Raw genomic sequence first — 17,808 nt, forward strand, 5'->3', positions numbered from 1 at the left:
TGGCGCTGACGACCTGGAACACTATGTGTACGACAGCGAAGGCACGCGCCTGCGCAAAATCCGCAGGAGCGCAGCAAAGTCCATCGTCCACACCGCCGAGGTGCGTTATCTGCCGGGCCTCGAACTGCACAGCAACAGCGCCACCGGGGAACAGCTGCAAGTAGTCAGCATTCAGGCCGGCCGCTGCACCGTGCGTCTGTTGCATTGGGACAGCCCGCCACCGGCTGAACTGGACAATGACCAATTGCGGTTTTGCTTCGACGATCACCTGGGCTCGAGTGCCTTTGAAGTGGATGCCCAAGCGCAGGTGATCAGCCAGGAAGTGTATTACCCCTTCGGTGGCACGGCGTGGCTGGCCGGGCGGCATGAGGTGGAAACCGGGTACAAGACCATTCGTTATTCCGGCAAGGAGCGCGATGCCACGGGGCTTTATTATTACGGGGCGCGGTATTACGCGCCATGGTTGCAGCGCTGGTTGAATCCGGATCCGGCGGGGGATGTGGATGGGTTGAATTTTTATCGGTTTGTAAGAAATGGTCCGGTAATTTTTGTAGATAAAAAAGGCTATTTACCGGGCTTTTTTGATTTTTTTATTGAATCGAAACAAGACCGTGGCAGAGTGGAGCAGCGAGGGTTGGATAACATAAAAATGCATTTGCCTGAAATTGCAGAAATTCTTGAGGCGTCATTTTTAGAGCTTAAAAAGATGTTGACCTACGCAATGGTCGAACTTGATAGCGGGCATATTGATATAAAAGTCGTTGAGAATTTTTTTGGCGTTGGGCAGGCTACCCCAGAAAATATCGAATATTTTCGTAATGGGTATCGCCAAATGTTGTTGGATATTGGGGATGTCAAAAACAATCAAGAAAGACTAGTTGCGATGTCAGACACAGAATTAAGTGCGTTTGTCATATTATCCGATATCAAAAGAAAAATTTATTTTGATATCGAGGCTCTTGAAGAGAAAACGACGGAGGAAAATGCATTTGTACTGGGGCATGAGCTGACTCACCTAAGCCCGGTTTTTGAATCACGTGATTATTGGTATTTTACAGGAGCGAGCCTTGATTTTATGGAGTCAACTTCTAGTAGTATAATGCATGATCAATTTGTACCCGTGAGCCGTTTTTATGCAGATAATGATGCGTTGGTGTCAAAGACAGGCACCAAGAGTAAGGCGGATGCGGTAGATAAATTTAACAAAAGTACAATATTAAGGCGCCAACTGGCTCTCCATAATGCGGATACCCTAATGGCTTTCGCGCTTGCGCTAAGCAGAGATGCGCAGTTACGAGTTTAATAATTGAAAACTCGAGCTGTCCGAGCAGACACGTATTTTGCTAATAGTTAAACGACCGCACAATCCGCCCCAACGTCTCCATCGCCTTCTCCGCAGCCTCATCCCACGGACTCCCATAATTCAATCGAATACAATTCCTGAACCGCTGCGCCGGCGAAAAGATCGGCCCCGGCGCGATGCTGATCCCCTGTGCCAACGCCATCTGAAACAACTTCAACGAATCCATCTGCGACGGTAATTCCAGCCACAGAAAATACCCACCTGCCGGCTGGCTGACGCGAGTCTCGGCGGGGAAATAGCGTGCAATGGCGGCGAGCATGGCGCTTTGCTGATCTTCCAGTGCATGGCGCAATTTGCGCAGGTGCCGATCATAACCCCCGTGTTGCAGGTAATCGGCGATGGCCGCCTGGGCCGGCATCGATGCACACAGCGAGGTCATGAGTTTCAGCCGTTCGATTTTCTGTGCATAACGCCCGGCGGCGACCCAGCCGATGCGGTAACCGGGAGCCAGGCTTTTGGCGAACGAGCCGCAGTGCATCACCAACCCTTCGGTATCAAAGGCCTTGGCCGGTTTCGGTGCCTGCTGGCCGTAATACAGTTCGGCGTAGACATCGTCTTCGATCAGCGGCACCTGGTGGCGGCGCAGCAGTTCCACCAGCTGTTGTTTCCTGGCCTCGGGCACGGTCGCGCCCATGGGGTTCTGGAAGCTGGTCATGCACCAGCAGGCCTTGATCGGATGGCGCTGCAGAGTTTGCCCGAGCACACCGAGGTCGATGCCGTCTCGTGGGTGTACGGGGATTTCCACGGCTTTGAGTTTCAGTCGTTCGAGCACTTGCAGGCAGGCGTAGAACGCCGGGGCTTCGATGGCCACCAGGTCGCCTGGCTCCGTCACTGCTTGCAGGCACAGGTTGAGGGCTTCCAGCGCGCCGTTGGTGATCAGCAGTTCTTCCATGGGCAGCATCAGCCCGCCGACCATGTAGCGCAGGGCGATTTGCCGGCACAGTTGCGGGTTGCCCGGCGACATGTCGGTGACGACCATGCGCGGGTCCATTTCGCGGCTGGCGCTGGCCAGGGAACGGGACAAGCGTTGCAACGGGAACAGCGTCGGGCTGGGGAACGCTGAGCCGAAGGGCACGGTGTTCGGGTCCTTGATCGAGTCGAGTACCGAAAACACCAGTTCGCTGACATCGACCTCGGTGGACTCGTTGACCTGGCTACTGATCACCGGCTCGGAAAACGGCCGTGGTGCATGGGCGTTGACGAAGTAGCCGGAGCGCGGACGGGCGCGGATCAGGCCGCGACGCTCCAGCAGGTAGTAGGCCTGGAACACCGTCGACGGGCTGACGCCGTAGGTCTGGCTGGCGTAGCGGACTGACGGCACACGCTGGCCGGGACCCAGGACGCCGGAGCGGATCAGTTCTGCGATGTCGTCGGCGAATTTTTCGTAGCGTTTCATCGGTGTCCCGTCATGGAAATCATTCAATCAGCTTTTGTGGCACAGTGGATTGCATTGCCAAGCCAAGTCCGCATCCCGCAAAGGTCAGCATCTTAAAGGCTCAGCGATTGATCGGCGCAACAAACCGGCTCTTCGCCACGCTGAAGACGCCAGGCTCATCGCTGTCGATCACCTTGAAACTGATGTTTTGCGAACTGCTGGCCGGACGCTCCGTGAGCATCGCCACCGACACCGGCACATCGACAATTTCCCCCGGCGCCAGGCTCAACTCGGTCTTGCCTTGCAGCTCGAAATCATCGGCATCGACCAGGCTCAATCGATAGTCCTGACGCTGCTGGGTCTTGTTGATCACTTTCAGACTGTAGATGTTTTCGATCTGCCCCTGGCTGTTCTCGCGGAACAGGCCTCGGTCCTTGCTGACGTCGAGCGAGACCATGGGGCGCTCCACCAGCGCCACCACCAGGGCGGCGATCATCACCAATAGCACGGCGGTGTAGCCGATCAGGCGCGGACGCAGAAGGTGTGTCTTGCCCCCCTGCAACTGATGCTCGGAGGTATAGCTGATCAACCCCGGGGCGTAGCCAATTTTGTCCATGATCGAATCGCAGGCGTCGATGCACGCAGCGCAACCGATGCATTCCATCTGCAAGCCATCGCGGATGTCGATGCCGGTCGGGCAGACCTGGACGCAGAGCTGGCAATCGATGCAATCGCCTAGACCGACCTCGGCGGGCTTGACCTCGCGCTTGCGCGGGCCACGGTTTTCGCCCCGGGCCACGTCGTAGGAAATGGTCAGGGTGTCCTTGTCGAACATCACGCTCTGGAACCGCGCGTAGGGGCACATGTGCATGCACACCGCTTCTCGCAGCCAGCCGGCGTTGATGTAGGTGGCGCCGGTAAAAAACAGCACCCAGAACAGACTGACGCCGCTCATTTGCAAGCTCAGCAGTTCTTCGGCCAGCGGCCGGATCGGGGTGAAGTAGCCGACGAAGGTCAGGCCGGTCAGCAGGCTGATGGCCAGCCACAAGGTGTGCTTGGCCGCGCGCCGCATCAGTTTGTTCAGGCCCCATGGCGCGGCTTGCAGCTTGATCCGTTGGTTACGCTCGCCCTCGGTGATCTTCTCGCACCACATGAAGATCCAGGTCCACGAGCTTTGCGGACAGGTGTAACCGCACCAGACCCGTCCGGCGAACACGGTGATCGCAAACAGGCCGAACGCGGCGATGATCAACAGCGCCGAGAGCAGAATGAAGTCCTGTGGCCAGAACGTCGCGCCGAAGATATGGAATTTGCTTTCGGACAGATCCCAGAGCACCGCCTGGCGGCCGCCCCAGTTCAGCCACACGGTGCCGAAAAACAGCAAAAACAGAAAACCCGCGCCGCTGATGCGCAGGTTGCGGAACAGCCCGGTGAAGCTGCGGGTGTGGATCAGGTTGTCGCGGGTTCCGGCTTTCGTCTTTGGACGCGAAGGCTCGAAGGTTTCTACGGTTCGGACGGGGATTCTCTCGCTCATGGTCTATCGCTCATCAGCCTCCATCAGGCATGAGCACTATGAGCGGCGATCTGTTTGCATAACAGACTCAGGTATTGCATTAAAAAGCGGATCAGATGACGCAGTCAGCACCCTCTGCGACAAGTTGAAGCACCCGCCACAACAGGGTGCAAACACCGGTCCCAAACAGCCGCAGCGGATGTTGATTCAGGTCAGTCAAATCACCGAATCACTGTCGCTGGCTTTCAGGTGCCGGCGTCCATCCACCGCGCCCGCGACGGTCAAGGCATCGGCCTCGGCTTCGGTGATGTAGATGCGGTGGTCTTCAATGTCCACCGCCGACATGGCTTTGGCACCGTCGGTGACGACGGTCACGTCGGGACACAGACGAATGTATTCGCCATTGTCAGTGGTGAAAAAGCAGGTCTGATTCTCGATGCGCACGGTCATGGCGGAATCCTTTTTTCAGTGGAGGCTACAGTTTCAGGCCACAACCGCCGGTCATCGTTCTGTGCAACCGATTAATGGTCGGCGCGGTCCACCTTCCATGGCCCCTTACAAGGAGGCCCCTCACAAGGACAACCTCATGAACGCCTGGTGGCACGAAGTCTGGGTGACCCTGCAAGCCGAGTTCGCCGACATCACCGATGCCTCGCAACTGACGCGAATGACCGTGCGACTGTTGATGGCCGCCCTGCTGGGCGGGATTCTCGGGTTCGAACGTGAGCACCAGGGCAAGGCCGCCGGCGTGCGCACGCATATGCTGGTGGCGATGGGGGCGGCGCTGTTCGTGCTGGTGCCGCAGATGTCCGGCTCACAGGCCGATGCCATGAGCCGGGTGGTGCAGGGCGTGATCGCCGGGATCGGCTTCCTCGGCGCCGGCACCATCCTGAAAAACCAGGAGGGCGACGAAGGCCACGTCAAGGGCCTGACTACCGCCGCCGGCCTGTGGATGACCGCCGCCATCGGCGTCGCGGCCGGACTGGGCCGGGAGGCGACGGCGGTGCTCAGCACTTTGTTGGCGCTGGGGGTGTTCAGTGTGATGCCCAGTATCGTGAGGTTGATTGACAAGGATCGCGGGCCCTAAGAGGTATTCACCCGGTCTGCGTTGCTCGCTTCACAATCTGAATCCTGCTCGTCGCTCTTTGATTCCGAGAGTTCGTGCTGGCTGTAGTCCATCTCACCGTGCAGCAGATGATTTTCCAGATCCCTGATGATTGAACTTCTGGGTGAAGACTCAGAGGGGCTGCGTTTAGATTCGAAGCAAAGAAATTCGTAGTTGAATATTTTCAAGGGAAGGCCAGCCGTCGGTTGGTCGTTCACAGGTGGGCGCGGGGTGCCGTGCGCTGGTTCTGTTTGTGAATTCGCTGACGCTGGAAAAAAACGTGTTCATGGCTGACCACACTCGAGGCTGAAGGAGTGATGGCTATATAAGGGGAGGGGAACAAGTTTCGTAAAGTGGTGGACGGGCAGAATTGGCGCTTTAGGATCGGTACTACGCGATCTTGGGAAGTGTCATGCATTTTTGATGATCGCCCCTGGTGTCGAGCCAGGAACGATCAACTGTCTTCATTGCGGGTTCACAATCACCGGCGGCATCGTCGCTGGCGGTTCTTCCCTTGGCGGCGGCGTGGTGCCGGGCGGGTCCTGTTCGGGCACCGGTTGTGGCTCCGTCGGCGGGATCACCGGGTTATCGATGTTCGGATCGGGGGTTTCAGCCGGGAATGGATTGTTCATTGGTCAAGCCTCCGGTGGCACATGGCGTGAGTCGTGCTTAAGTAGGTGGACTGCAGCGCGAAGGATTTGATTCCGTAAATTGCCGATGAACTTTTCCCGGCAGCCATCGCTCGGAACCTAAGTGACTCCATCCCGGGGCGGATGCCCCGACGGGATGGCGACCAGACACAAGCGCGTCCATGGGGCGTAAGGAGAGAGGCTCGATGACGGCTGAAAAACCGACTGAGTTGAGCTACAACCCGCACATGCCGCTGGCGCAGGCGTTGTTGCTGCCGCGTATCGTCATTGAGAACATCATGCCGACCCTGGAAGGCGGGCAGTTCGCGGTCAAGGCCGTGGTGGGGCAGGATGTGGCGGTGACGGCCAAGGTGTTTGCCGACGGGCATGACAAGCTGGCGGTGCGCGTGCGCTGGCGGGCTGAAGACGAGGACGTCTGGCAAAGCGCTGTCATGCTTGATGTGGGTAACAACGGTTGGCAAGGACGGTTCCGTGTCGACAGCCAGGGCCGTTATCTGTTCTGCATCGAAGCCTGGATCGATCAATTCGCCAGTTTTCGCTACGAACTGGAAAAGAAACATGCCGCAGCGGTGCCCGTCAGCCTCGAATTGCAGGAAGGGCGGATTCAGGTGCAACAAGCCGCCGAGCGCAGTGAAGGGCAACTCAGCGAGCAACTGGCGGCTTTGCACCATGAACTGTCAGGATTGCTCGAAACCGAGCAAGTCGCACTGTTTTTGCACCCGCGTAGCGCCGACCTCATGGCCCGCATCGATCATCGGGCGTACCTGAGCCTGAGCCCGGAGTACCCGGTGGATGTCGAGCGCGAGCTGGCGCAGTTCGCCAGTTGGTATGAATTGTTCCCGCGTTCGATCACCGACAGTCCGACGCGTCATGGCACCTTCAACGACGTGCATTCGCGGTTGGCGATGATCCAGGACATGGGCTTCGATGTGCTGTATTTCCCGCCGATCCACCCGATCGGGCGCAGCTACCGCAAAGGCCCGAACAACTCCCTGACGGCGGGCCCCGACGATCCGGGCAGCCCCTATGCGATCGGTAGCGAGGAGGGCGGGCATGAGGCGATTCACTCGCAGTTGGGTAGCCGCGACGACTTCCGCCGGCTGGTGACGGCTGCTGCCGCTCACGGCCTGGAAATCGCCCTCGACTTCGCCATCCAGTGTTCCCAGGACCACCCGTGGCTCAAGCAACATCCCGGCTGGTTCAACTGGCGGCCCGACGGCACGATCAAGTACGCGGAGAACCCGCCGAAAAAATACCAGGACATCGTCAACGTCGACTTCTATGCCCCCGAGGCGATTCCGAGCCTGTGGGTGGAACTGCGTGACATTGTGGTGGGCTGGGTCGAAGAGGGCGTGAAGATCTTTCGCGTCGATAACCCGCACACCAAGCCGTTGCCGTTCTGGCAATGGCTGATCGCCGATGTGCGGGCGTTGTACCCCGAGGTGATCTTCCTCGCCGAAGCCTTTACCACCCCGGCCATGATGGCGCGCCTGGGCAAGGTCGGTTATTCCCAGAGCTACACCTATTTCACCTGGCGCAACACCAAGGCCGAACTGGCGACCTACTTCAGCGAACTCAACGAATCGCCGTGGCGCGAATGCTACCGGCCGAACTTTTTCGTCAACACACCGGACATCAACCCGGCGTTCCTGCATGAATCCGGGCGTCCCGGGTTCCTCATCCGCGCCGTGCTGGCGACCATGGGCTCGGGCCTGTGGGGCATGTACTCGGGTTTCGAGTTGTGCGAGTCGGCGCCGGTGCCGGGCAAGGAGGAGTACCTCGATTCCGAGAAGTACGAGATCCGCCCGCGGGACTTCAATGCGCCGGGCAACATCATCGCCGAGATCGCCCAGCTCAACCGCATCCGCCGACAGAACCCGGCGTTGCACAGCCATCTGGGCCTGAAGGTCTACAACGCCTGGAACGACAACATCCTGTACTTCGGTAAACGCAGCTTTGACGGCAGCAACTTTATTCTGGTGGCGGTCAGTCTCGATCCGCACAACGTGCAGGAAGCGAACTTCGAGTTGCCGTTATGGGAAATGGGCTTGCCGGACCATGCCAGCACCCAGGGCGAAGACTTGATGAATGGCCATCGCTGGACCTGGCATGGCAAGCAGCAATTCATGCGGATCGACCCGGCGTATCAGCCGTTCGGGATCTGGCGCATCAGCGCCCCATAAATACATCACAGACACCCGTGGCGAGAGGGCAACGTAGACCTGTAGGAGCCGGCTTGCTGGCGATGGCTGCGCATCAATTTACATGGATGGCGCCTGTCACACCGCTATCGCCAGCAAGCCGGCTCCTACAGGCGGTAGGCGTCCCATCTAAAGTTTCCTGGCTCTGTGGTGGTTTTTTTGAATTGAACAGGAGTTTCCAATGGCGAAGAAACCCAAGGCAGCCACGTTCATCAAGGACCCGCTCTGGTACAAGGATGCGGTGATCTATCAAGTCCACGTCAAATCCTATTTCGATTCCAACAACGACGGGATCGGCGACTTTCCCGGCCTCATCGCCAAGCTCGACTACATTGCCGACCTTGGCGTCAACACCATCTGGTTGTTGCCGTTCTATCCATCGCCACGACGCGACGACGGCTATGACATCGCCGAGTACCGCGGCGTACACAGCGACTACGGCACCATGGCCGACGCCCGGCGTTTCATCGCCGAGGCGCACAAACGCGGCTTGCGGGTGATCACCGAGCTGGTCATCAACCACACCTCCGACCAGCACCCGTGGTTCCAGCGCGCCCGCAAGGCGAAAAAAGGTTCGGCAGCGAGGGACTTCTACGTATGGTCCGATGACGATCAGAAATACGACGGCACGCGCATCATTTTCCTCGACACCGAAAAGTCCAACTGGACCTGGGACCCGGTAGCCGGCCAATACTTCTGGCACCGCTTCTACTCCCACCAGCCGGACCTGAACTTCGATAATCCGCAAGTGATGAAAGCGGTGTTGTCGGTGATGCGCTACTGGCTCGACATGGGCATCGATGGCTTGCGCCTGGACGCCATTCCCTACCTGATCGAGCGCGACGGCACCAACAACGAGAACCTGCCGGAAACCCACGACGTCCTGAAAAAGATCCGCGCCGAAATCGACGCCAATTACCCAGACCGCATGCTGCTGGCCGAAGCCAATCAATGGCCGGAGGACACCCAGCTGTACTTCGGTGACACCGATAAAAAGGGCCTCAATGGCGACGAATGCCACATGGCCTTCCACTTCCCGTTGATGCCGCGCATGTACATGGCACTGGCCCAGGAAGACCGCTTCCCGATCACCGACATTTTGCGCCAGACCCCGGATATCCCCGCCAACTGCCAATGGGCAATCTTCCTGCGCAACCACGATGAGCTGACCCTGGAGATGGTCACCGACAAGGAACGTGACTACCTGTGGAATTACTACGCCGCCGACCGCCGGGCGCGGATCAACCTGGGGATTCGCCGTCGTCTGGCGCCGCTGGTGGAGCGTGACCGTCGTCGGGTCGAACTGCTCAACAGCCTGCTGCTGTCGATGCCCGGCACGCCAACCCTGTATTACGGCGACGAAATCGGCATGGGCGACAACATCTACCTCGGCGACCGCGACGGGGTGCGCACGCCGATGCAGTGGTCCATTGACCGCAACGGCGGCTTCTCCCGCGCCGACCCTGCGAGCCTGGTCTTGCCACCGATCATGGACCCGCAATATGGCTACCTGTCGGTCAACGTCGAAACCCAGGCCGGCGATCCGCATTCGCTGTTGAACTGGACCCGGCGCATGCTTGCCGTGCGCAAGCACTCCAAGGCCTTCGGCCGCGGTACGTTGAAAATGCTGTCGCCGAGCAACCGGCGGATTCTGGCCTACACCCGCGAATACACCGGGGTGGACGGCAAACACGAAATCATTCTGTGCGTGGCCAACGTGTCGCGCAGCGCCCAGGCTGCCGAGCTGGATCTGTCGGCGTACGTCGGCATGGTGCCGGTGGAAATGCTCGGGGGTAACGCGTTCCCGCCCATTGGCCAGTTGAACTTCCTCCTGACGCTGGCACCCTACGGCTTCTACTGGTTCGGCCTCGCGGCGGAAAACCAGATGCCGAGCTGGCACGTGGAGCCCGCGCAAAGCCTGCCGGACTTCACCACGCTGGTGCTGAAAAAGCGCATGGAGGAATTGCTCGAGGCACCGTCACGCACCACGCTGGAGCAAAGCATCCTACCCAACTGGCTGCAGAACCGCCGCTGGTTCGCGGGCAAGGACGCCGCCATCGAACAGGTCGATCTGGCCTATGGCGTGCGTTTCGGCGATCCGCAGCATCCGGTGCTGTTCAGTGAGATCAAGGTCACCAGCGGTGGCCAGAGCAGTCGCTACCAGTTGCCGTTCGGCTTTATCCCGGAAGATCAGGTCGGTACGCCGTTGCCGCAGCAATTGGCGCTGTCGCGGGTCAGGCGCGGCCGCCAGGTCGGCCTGATCACCGATGCCTTCAGCCTGGACACCTTTGTGCATGCGGTGTTGCAGGGCATTCAGGCCGGAACCGTGTTGGCCTCCAGCGACGGCGACATTCGCTTCGAGGCCACCGCCGAGCTGGAAAAACTCGGCCTCAATGCCGAGTCGCCAGTGCGTTACCTGTCGGCCGAGCAGTCCAACAGCTCGGTGGTGATCGGCAACAGCCTGGTGCTCAAGCTGATCCGCAAGGTTGCCTCAGGTGTGCACCCGGAACTTGAGATGAGCGCGTACCTCACCGAAGCCGGGTTCAGCAATATTTCGCCCTTGCTGGGCGCGGTTGTGCGCCGGGATGCGCAGGGCGAGGACAACCTGCTGATGATCGCCCAAGGCTATCTGAACAATCAGGGCGACGCCTGGGAGTGGACGCAGAACAACCTCGAACGGGCGCTGCGCGATGAACTGGCCGACGCCATGTCCGAGCAGGAACAACATTACAACGCGCTCGGCGAACTGAAAGATTTTGCCGCTATGCTGGGTCGGCGCCTGGGGGAAATGCATCAGGTACTGGCGGCGCCGAGCGCCAACCCGGACTTCCTGCCGCAAGTCACCACGCAGAAAGAAGCGCAGGCCACGGCCAGGGATGTGGCGGCACAAATCGAGCATGCGCTGAACTTGCTCAAGCAGCATAAAAATCAACTGAACCCGGCGGACCAGACCCTGGTCGGCCGGTTACTGGACAACAAAAAAGTCATTCTCGGTCATGTGCAAGCGTTGGGCAAAAAGACCGCAGGCGGCCTGCGCATTCGTGTGCACGGCGACCTGCACCTGGGGCAGGTGCTGGTGATCAAGGGCGATGCCTACCTGATCGACTTCGAAGGCGAACCGGCGCGGCCATTGCATGAACGACGAGGCAAGCACAGCCCGTACAAGGATGTCAGCGGTGTGCTGCGTTCCTTCGACTATGCGGCGGCGATGGCGATCAATGTACAGAACGTCGACAACACCGCAGCGGCCGATGCTGCGCGCTTGCGGGTGACCGAGCGCTACTTGAGCGAGGCGCGGCAAGCATTTGTCGACGCTTATCGGCTGGCGGCAGCTAGTCTTGCCCATGCATGGCAAGATCCCGAAGGCGAGGACGCTGCACTTGCGTTGTTCGGTCTGGAGAAGGCGGCGTATGAAGTGGCCTATGAGGCGGAAAACCGCCCCACCTGGTTGCCCGTGCCGTTGCACGGCTTATATGGATTATTGAGTGGGCTTAAACCCTTTTCCGGTCTTGGTGGAGAGTAGTCATGAGTGTCTCGAACAAGGAACAGGGTCATCACAAAGAAGCGCTGCTGCCCGGCGCGCGGGATATCGATGCATTGGTGCGCGCCGAGCACATCGATCCCTTCGCCATACTTGGCCCTCACGGCGATGGTGCCGGTGGGCAGTTCATTCGCGCTTATCTGCCGGGCGCCCTGAGCGTAGAAATCCTGGCCAGGGACTCGGGCGAAATGCTTGGGAGTCTTCAAGCCACAGAGACACCGGGGTTGTTCGTCGGGCATTTCCAGCGTGCGCAAGCGTATCTGCTGCGCACCCGGTGGGCCGGCGGCGAACAGACTGCCGAAGACCCTTACAGCTTCGGCCCCTTGCTAGGTGACATGGACTTGTACCTGTTTGCCGAAGGTAATCACCGCGATCTCAGTGCATGCCTCGGTGCGCAACTCCAGACCGTGGACGGCGTCGACGGCGTGCGTTTCGCCGTGTGGGCGCCGAACGCCCGGCGGGTGTCGGTGGTCGGGGATTTCAACGTCTGGGACGGGCGCCGGCATCCGATGCGCCTGCGCCATCCCACCGGTGTCTGGGAGCTGTTCATCCCGCGTCTGCAAGCGGGGGACGCCTACAAGTACGAGATTCTCGGCGCCCACGGCATTTTGCCGCTGAAGGCCGACCCGATGGCGCTGGCCACCAGCCTGCCGCCGGATACGGCCTCGAAAGTCGCCTCGCCCCTGAAAATCGACTGGCAGGATCAGGACTGGATGATGACCCGGGGCGAGCGCCAGCGGGTCACGGCGCCGTTGTCGATCTACGAATTGCACGCCGGCTCGTGGCAATGCGAGCTGGACGATCTGGGTGAAGTGGCCCGCCAGTACACCTGGCCGGAACTGACCGAGCGGCTGATTCCCTATGTCAAAGACCTGGGCTTCACCCACATCGAACTGATGCCGATCATGGAACACCCGTTCGGCGGATCGTGGGGCTATCAATTGCTGTCGCAGTTCGCGCCGAGTGCACGGTATGGCTCGCCGGACGAGTTTGCCGCGTTCGTCAACGCCTGCCACCAGGCCGAACTCGGGGTGATCCTCGATTGGGTGCCGGCGCATTTCCCCACCGACACCCACGGTCTGGCTCAATTCGACGGCACGGCCCTGTACGAGTATGGCAACCCGCAGGAAGGCTTCCACCAGGACTGGGACACGCTGATCTACAACCTGGGGCGCACCGAAGTGCACGGCTACATGCTGGCGTCGGCACTGCACTGGCTCAAGCATTTCCACGTCGACGGCCTGCGCGTCGATGCGGTGGCCTCGATGCTGTATCGCGACTATTCGCGCAAGGCCGGCGAATGGATACCGAACCGCCACGGCGGGCGCGAGAACCTGGAAGCCATCGATTTCCTGCGCCACCTCAACGACGTGGTCGCCCTGGAAGCGCCCGGTGCGCTGGTGATCGCCGAAGAATCCACCGCCTGGCCGGGTGTCAGCCAGGGCACGCAACAGGGCGGCCTGGGCTTTGCCTACAAATGGAACATGGGCTGGATGCACGATTCGCTGCACTACATCCAGCAGGACCCGGTGTACCGCGCCCATCACCACAACGAACTGAGTTTCGGCCTGGTGTACGCCTGGTCCGAGCGCTTCATCCTGCCGATCTCCCACGACGAAGTGGTACACGGCAAACACTCGCTGATCGACAAAATGCCCGGCGACCGCTGGCAGAAATTCGCCAACCTGCGGGCCTACCTGAGCTTCATGTGGGCGCATCCGGGCAAGAAACTGCTGTTCATGGGCTGCGAGTTCGGCCAGTGGCGCGAGTGGAACCACGATCAGCAACTGGACTGGTACCTGCTGCAGTACTCCGAGCACAAGGGCGTGCAGAAACTGGTCGGCGACCTCAATCGCCTGTACCGCGAAGAACCTGCGCTGCATGACCAGGATGATGTACCGCAAGGCTTCCAATGGTTGATCGGCGATGATGCGATCAACAGCGTTTATGCGTGGTTGCGTTGGAGCAAGGACGGTAAACCGGTGTTGGTGGTGGCCAACTTTACGCCGGTGCCGCGTGAGGCCTATCGGGTTGGGGTGCCGTTTGCCGGGCAATGGAGCGAGGTGCTTAACAGTGATTCTTCGATTTATGCCGGTTCCAATTACGGCAATAGCGGCGGGGCGCTGGCCGAGGAGACGCCGAGTCATGGACAGGCGTTGTCGTTGGTGTTGAATTTGCCGCCGTTGGCGGTGTTGATGTTAAGGCCGGAGTGAATCTGAGCCAGCGCCCATTCAGATTTCGCTTCCTCGATCTGCCTTGCTGATCGGGGTAAGCGATTTCGTTGCTTTGGACCATGTTTGAACTATTGTTTTATTGCGAACAAGTTACGTGCGCCGCCTTTGCCAGGGAGAGCTTTATGAAGCTGTGGCTCAACCAGGCTCTATCAATCCGGGCTGATGTGCGGGGCTATACGGTTGAACGCCTTTCACGGCGTCTAATCAGACTAGCTTGTCCGTCTCGGGGTTCGGTAGCAGTGAATGCAGTTGCTTGTTGGTAAGTGGGGATGGGTATGTAGACGTAAGTTAAGACTGACCTACTGAGGTGGTCCTCGACCGCTTCCCGGTCATCTGCTGCGGTCACTGCAATGGGGTCGATTGTTGAATACGTGGGCAGATTTGCCGCGACCATCGCGTAAGCAGGCGGGGGCGCAGAAGGTATACCGGGGGGACCTGCGTTCTCATCGAGAGCGTGCCAATATGATGGGGGAGCTTCTCTCAACCCAAAAGGAGAATTGAAGATCCTTGGTATATCCTCAAATGTACTGGCGGCCACCATATAATTATAAAAAATACCGTATGAATCAATTTGCTCTTGCGGTACTTCAGGAGCTTGATCAATTCTCTGTGGGTGAGCTATTAAGCTGATGAATGCACGCAGTCGTTGTTGAAAACTATGCTGGGAGCTTTCAGTGTCAATGCTTTCGAGTGAGAGTAACTCCAAAAAGTATTGATTTCCCCTTTCCTCCTCTTGCTCGCCTTCATCAATATAAAATATCCCATTCGGTGAGTAATGCATGATGGCTTGAAAGGAACTCAGATACTCATTGAAGTTGAAATTTTCTCGAATATTTCCGCTTGCGTCGAAATATGTGACGGTATTATTTCTGACCATCGAAAAAAGATTATGTCCGTCCACAGACCCTGCCGGATCCGGATTAATCCAGCGCTGCAACCACGGCGCGTAATAGCGGAATCCATAATAATAAAGCCCCGTCGCATCCCGCTCCTTGCCCGAATAACGCACCGTCTTGTACTTGGCCTCGGTGGCCGAGCGGGCCGCGAAACACGCTGTACCGCCGAACGGGTAATACCATTCCTGGCTGATCAGGTCGGCGTTCTGGTCCAATTCCATGGCGCTGGATTTCAAGTGGTCATTGAGGCTGTAGCGCACCTGGTCGTTGGTGATGTCTCCGGGAGGTTTGGCAGCCCAATGCAATACCTGCACGCTATTGCTGCCTGCGCTGGCGGTGATTACGTGCAGAATTTCACCTGTGCCGCTGTGACTACGGATTTCCACACCGGGCAGGTAGCGCACTTCGCTGATCAGCTTGCGGGCATTGGTTTGGGTGGCGCGTAGTTTGCGTACCCGTTGGCCGCCGCCGTCGTAGAGGTAGGTCTCGTAGTCATCATTGCCACCCTCGCGCACCACCGGGCGAACAGTGGACAGCTGATTGCGTAGATCCCAGTCCATCGCCTGGCCGGCTTGCAACTCGCTCAGGTTGCCATTGCCATCGAAACCGGCAGCCAGTTCGGCTTCGGTGGGTGGGCGGCCGTTGCGTTCGGGCAGGCAGCGGTTGCTGTATCGGGCGCGGGTCAAGGTTCGGCCATGGGCCTGAGCGCCGACATGCACCAGGTCCAGCAGATTGCCGCCAGCGTCGTAGTGGAAGGTCTGGGTGTACTGGGCAACCTGGTTAGGGTCGAGAGGCAAGGGTTGCAGGTCGGGCAGGGCGGGACCGCCGTGACCGGTCCTGGCCTCCCAACCCGTGGCTTTGATCAATTGATAGAGGGTGTCGTAGCAATAGTTCTTGATCGGTTCGATGCGCTGGTTGTTGAAGTAGCGGATCGGTTGCGCGGTGTCTTCGAGGCTTTGTACGTTGCCGGCGGCGTCGTAGCTGTATTTCAGGTTCTGCAATGGCGTGCCGTTGGCTTTGTGGGCACTCAACGCGATGAGGCGGCCATCCGCAGGATCGTAGCGGTGGCGGGTGATCACGCCGTTGCCGGCGGTTTCCGACTCGATCTGGCCGGAGGCGTTGTAGTAGAGATCGCTGACTAGCTTTTGTTCTCGCGGTTCATCACCGGCCAGAGTCAGGCGGGAGTCCTTCTGCTCGCCAGCAACGGTGTAGGTGAATCGCTGGGAGTTGCCCAGCGCATCGAGTTGCTGGAGCAGTTCTGTAGTGGGCGCATAGGCATGGGAGGTGGTCGCCCCCTCGCCGGGTTCGAGCAAGGCATCGCGTGCGGTCACGCTGTCGGGCCAGTTGGCCGGATCGGTTCCCAGTAAAAAATACCGGGTCTGTTGCAGCAGCGCGCCAGCGATGCCGAGTTCACGCAGGTGCAGCGTCCCGGCCGGGTCGTCGTGGCGGATCAACTGACCGCACAGATTGTGCGAAACAGCATCGCCATCGACTCCCGCATAGCTAAAACGCTCAAGCACATGCTCGGCGACGTCTTCCCCACGTTCATGCACGGCCACCGGCCGCAGCAGTTCATCGAACTCAGTCAGCGAGTGACTGCCTCGGCCATCCCACACCTCGATGCGCTGCCCGGCCGCACCCTGCAACGCCGCCCGCCAACCCGCATCCACGCTGTCACTCGCCAACGGCACGCCAGACAAACTGAACACCTGGCTAAGGTTGGCCGGCACCGATGCATCGTCCTGGGCCAACGCAAACAGATACGGATCACGACTGGCCACCGGCCGGCCAGCGCCATCGAAGCGTTGATGCGTCACCCGCAGTTCAACAGGATCGGCTGCCTGCCGCCGATGGTACTGAATGGCCCGGACCGCCAGCCCGCGCGGGTCTGCAACCGCAAGGGATGGCGTGTCGCGATGCACATTATTCAAAGACATCCGTGACGGCCTCGATCAGGGTGACTTGTCATCACAATGCATTACCGTCAATGCTGTGGATACTGTAAGAAATACCAGTTTCACCAGCATATCCGTCGATTTATGCCGGCCGAGGAGACGGAAAACCATGGGCAGGCGTTGTCGTTGGTGCTGAATTTGCCGCCGTTGGCGGTGTTGATGTTAAAGCCGGAGACTTAAAATTAAGTTCGGGAACCAAGATCGGGAGCGTGTTCTGCTGATTTAATCGACTCAGCCACGCTCCGCTGTTTTGCTTTCTGGTGATGTTTTTAATTCTAAATTGAATCGCGGCGTAAGTCCGACGGTTTTTTAGTGTAAGAAACTGCACTGGCATTAATGGGTTCGAAGTAGACGGGAGGCAGTTCATGGCCAATTACATTGCGCAACACCTCTGCCCACATGTCTGGCCCCGTGGCTTGCATTGTACTGCGAAGTCGAAATGAAGTTTTTGGAGCAGAATCGCCAAGCCCGCGGTCCATTGGGCTGATGTATGTTCGTTTGTTTTTCCACATGTCATCGTTGTTTTTTTCATAAGCAGAAATCATTTTTTTCATGGCGCTATTTAAATGTTTATTGCCTTTATCTGCCGCAATAATTCCATTGCCTCTTGATGTCCTCATGATTCCTTGGTGTGCTGTGAGTTGCTGTAAAGGCATGCCAAACTTCGAAATTACATCGGTATCCATATACACGCCGCCTTGCTGATAAAGAATAACAACACGTGCAATATCACTGGCGGCAGCATAGTTGTGTAGTGATCCGGAGCGTTCGCGCTCGAAGGCTGAGGTTAGCCTTATATCTGCAGATTCGAACGCTTCGTCTATATTTTTAACTATTACTCGGCTTGCGAGGTTTTCTAAAGCTGCTCGATGTTTTTCTGACCATGTTTTCTTACTTATCCAGAGTGTCGGTGTGTAGTCTGCGTTGATGTGGGAGAACTTATTGATGTTTCTGGAAAAATCCTTCGGTATCGGT

Annotated in this window: 11 protein-coding genes; 5 read left to right on the forward strand and 6 right to left on the reverse strand. The window is 58.5% G+C overall.

Translation table 11 applies throughout. The features are described 5' to 3' along the window. The first annotated feature begins 25 nt into the window (after positions 1 to 25). Positions 26 to 1,303, forward strand: a complete 1,278-nt coding sequence (locus AB4O16_RS30495; protein WP_460156642.1) for an RHS repeat domain-containing protein — start codon at positions 26 to 28, stop codon at positions 1,301 to 1,303. Between the two features lie 40 nt (positions 1,304 to 1,343). On the opposite strand, the gene mapR is transcribed toward AB4O16_RS30495, so the two are convergent. From mapR to AB4O16_RS30510, 3 genes are all read right to left on the reverse strand, one after another. Next, positions 1,344 to 2,759: a GntR family transcriptional regulator MpaR gene (gene mapR, locus AB4O16_RS30500; RefSeq protein WP_460156643.1), complete on the reverse strand. Its 1,416-nt coding sequence runs from the start codon at positions 2,757 to 2,759 to the stop codon at positions 1,344 to 1,346. Positions 2,760 to 2,859: 100 nt separating this feature from the next. Then, positions 2,860 to 4,272, reverse strand: a complete 1,413-nt coding sequence (ccoG, locus tag AB4O16_RS30505; RefSeq protein WP_460156644.1) for a cytochrome c oxidase accessory protein CcoG — start codon at positions 4,270 to 4,272, stop codon at positions 2,860 to 2,862. 195 nt (positions 4,273 to 4,467) lie between these two features. After that, complete coding sequence (locus AB4O16_RS30510; protein WP_160386510.1) at positions 4,468 to 4,701, reverse strand: DUF3203 family protein; 234 nt, start codon at positions 4,699 to 4,701, stop codon at positions 4,468 to 4,470. A 136-nt stretch (positions 4,702 to 4,837) separates the two neighbouring features. On the opposite strand from AB4O16_RS30510, the gene AB4O16_RS30515 reads away from it, so the two are divergent. After that, entirely contained in the window at positions 4,838 to 5,338 is a 501-nt protein-coding gene (locus AB4O16_RS30515; protein WP_160386509.1) for an MgtC/SapB family protein, read from the forward strand. Positions 5,339 to 5,820: 482 nt separating this feature from the next. On the opposite strand, the gene AB4O16_RS30520 is transcribed toward AB4O16_RS30515, so the two are convergent. After that, positions 5,821 to 5,988, reverse strand: a complete 168-nt coding sequence (locus tag AB4O16_RS30520; protein ID WP_178120571.1) for a hypothetical protein — start codon at positions 5,986 to 5,988, stop codon at positions 5,821 to 5,823. Between the two features lie 203 nt (positions 5,989 to 6,191). Here AB4O16_RS30520 and AB4O16_RS30525 point away from each other — a divergent pair, with 203 nt between their 5' ends. The 3 genes from AB4O16_RS30525 (at position 6,192) to glgB (ending at position 13,961) form a co-directional block, all read left to right on the forward strand. Then, on the forward strand, positions 6,192 to 8,189 hold the full coding sequence (locus AB4O16_RS30525) for an alpha-1,4-glucan--maltose-1-phosphate maltosyltransferase (protein WP_160386507.1): 1,998 nt from the start codon (positions 6,192 to 6,194) through the stop codon (positions 8,187 to 8,189). Between the two features lie 199 nt (positions 8,190 to 8,388). Continuing rightward, on the forward strand, positions 8,389 to 11,730 hold the full coding sequence (gene treS / locus AB4O16_RS30530; RefSeq protein ID WP_460156645.1) for a maltose alpha-D-glucosyltransferase: 3,342 nt from the start codon (positions 8,389 to 8,391) through the stop codon (positions 11,728 to 11,730). Between the two features lie 2 nt (positions 11,731 to 11,732). Next, entirely contained in the window at positions 11,733 to 13,961 is a 2,229-nt protein-coding gene (gene glgB, locus AB4O16_RS30535) for a 1,4-alpha-glucan branching protein GlgB (RefSeq protein WP_460156646.1), read from the forward strand. Between the two features lie 193 nt (positions 13,962 to 14,154). On the opposite strand, the gene AB4O16_RS30540 is transcribed toward glgB, so the two are convergent. Then, entirely contained in the window at positions 14,155 to 16,815 is a 2,661-nt protein-coding gene (locus AB4O16_RS30540; RefSeq protein WP_256678242.1) for an RHS repeat-associated core domain-containing protein, read from the reverse strand. Positions 16,816 to 17,108: 293 nt separating this feature from the next. Continuing rightward, positions 17,109 to 17,808, reverse strand: a 700-nt coding sequence (locus AB4O16_RS30545; RefSeq protein WP_460156647.1) for a glycosyltransferase, incomplete at its 5' end; no start/stop codon positions are given.

Source organism: Pseudomonas sp. S2_H10 (genome assembly GCF_054668285.1).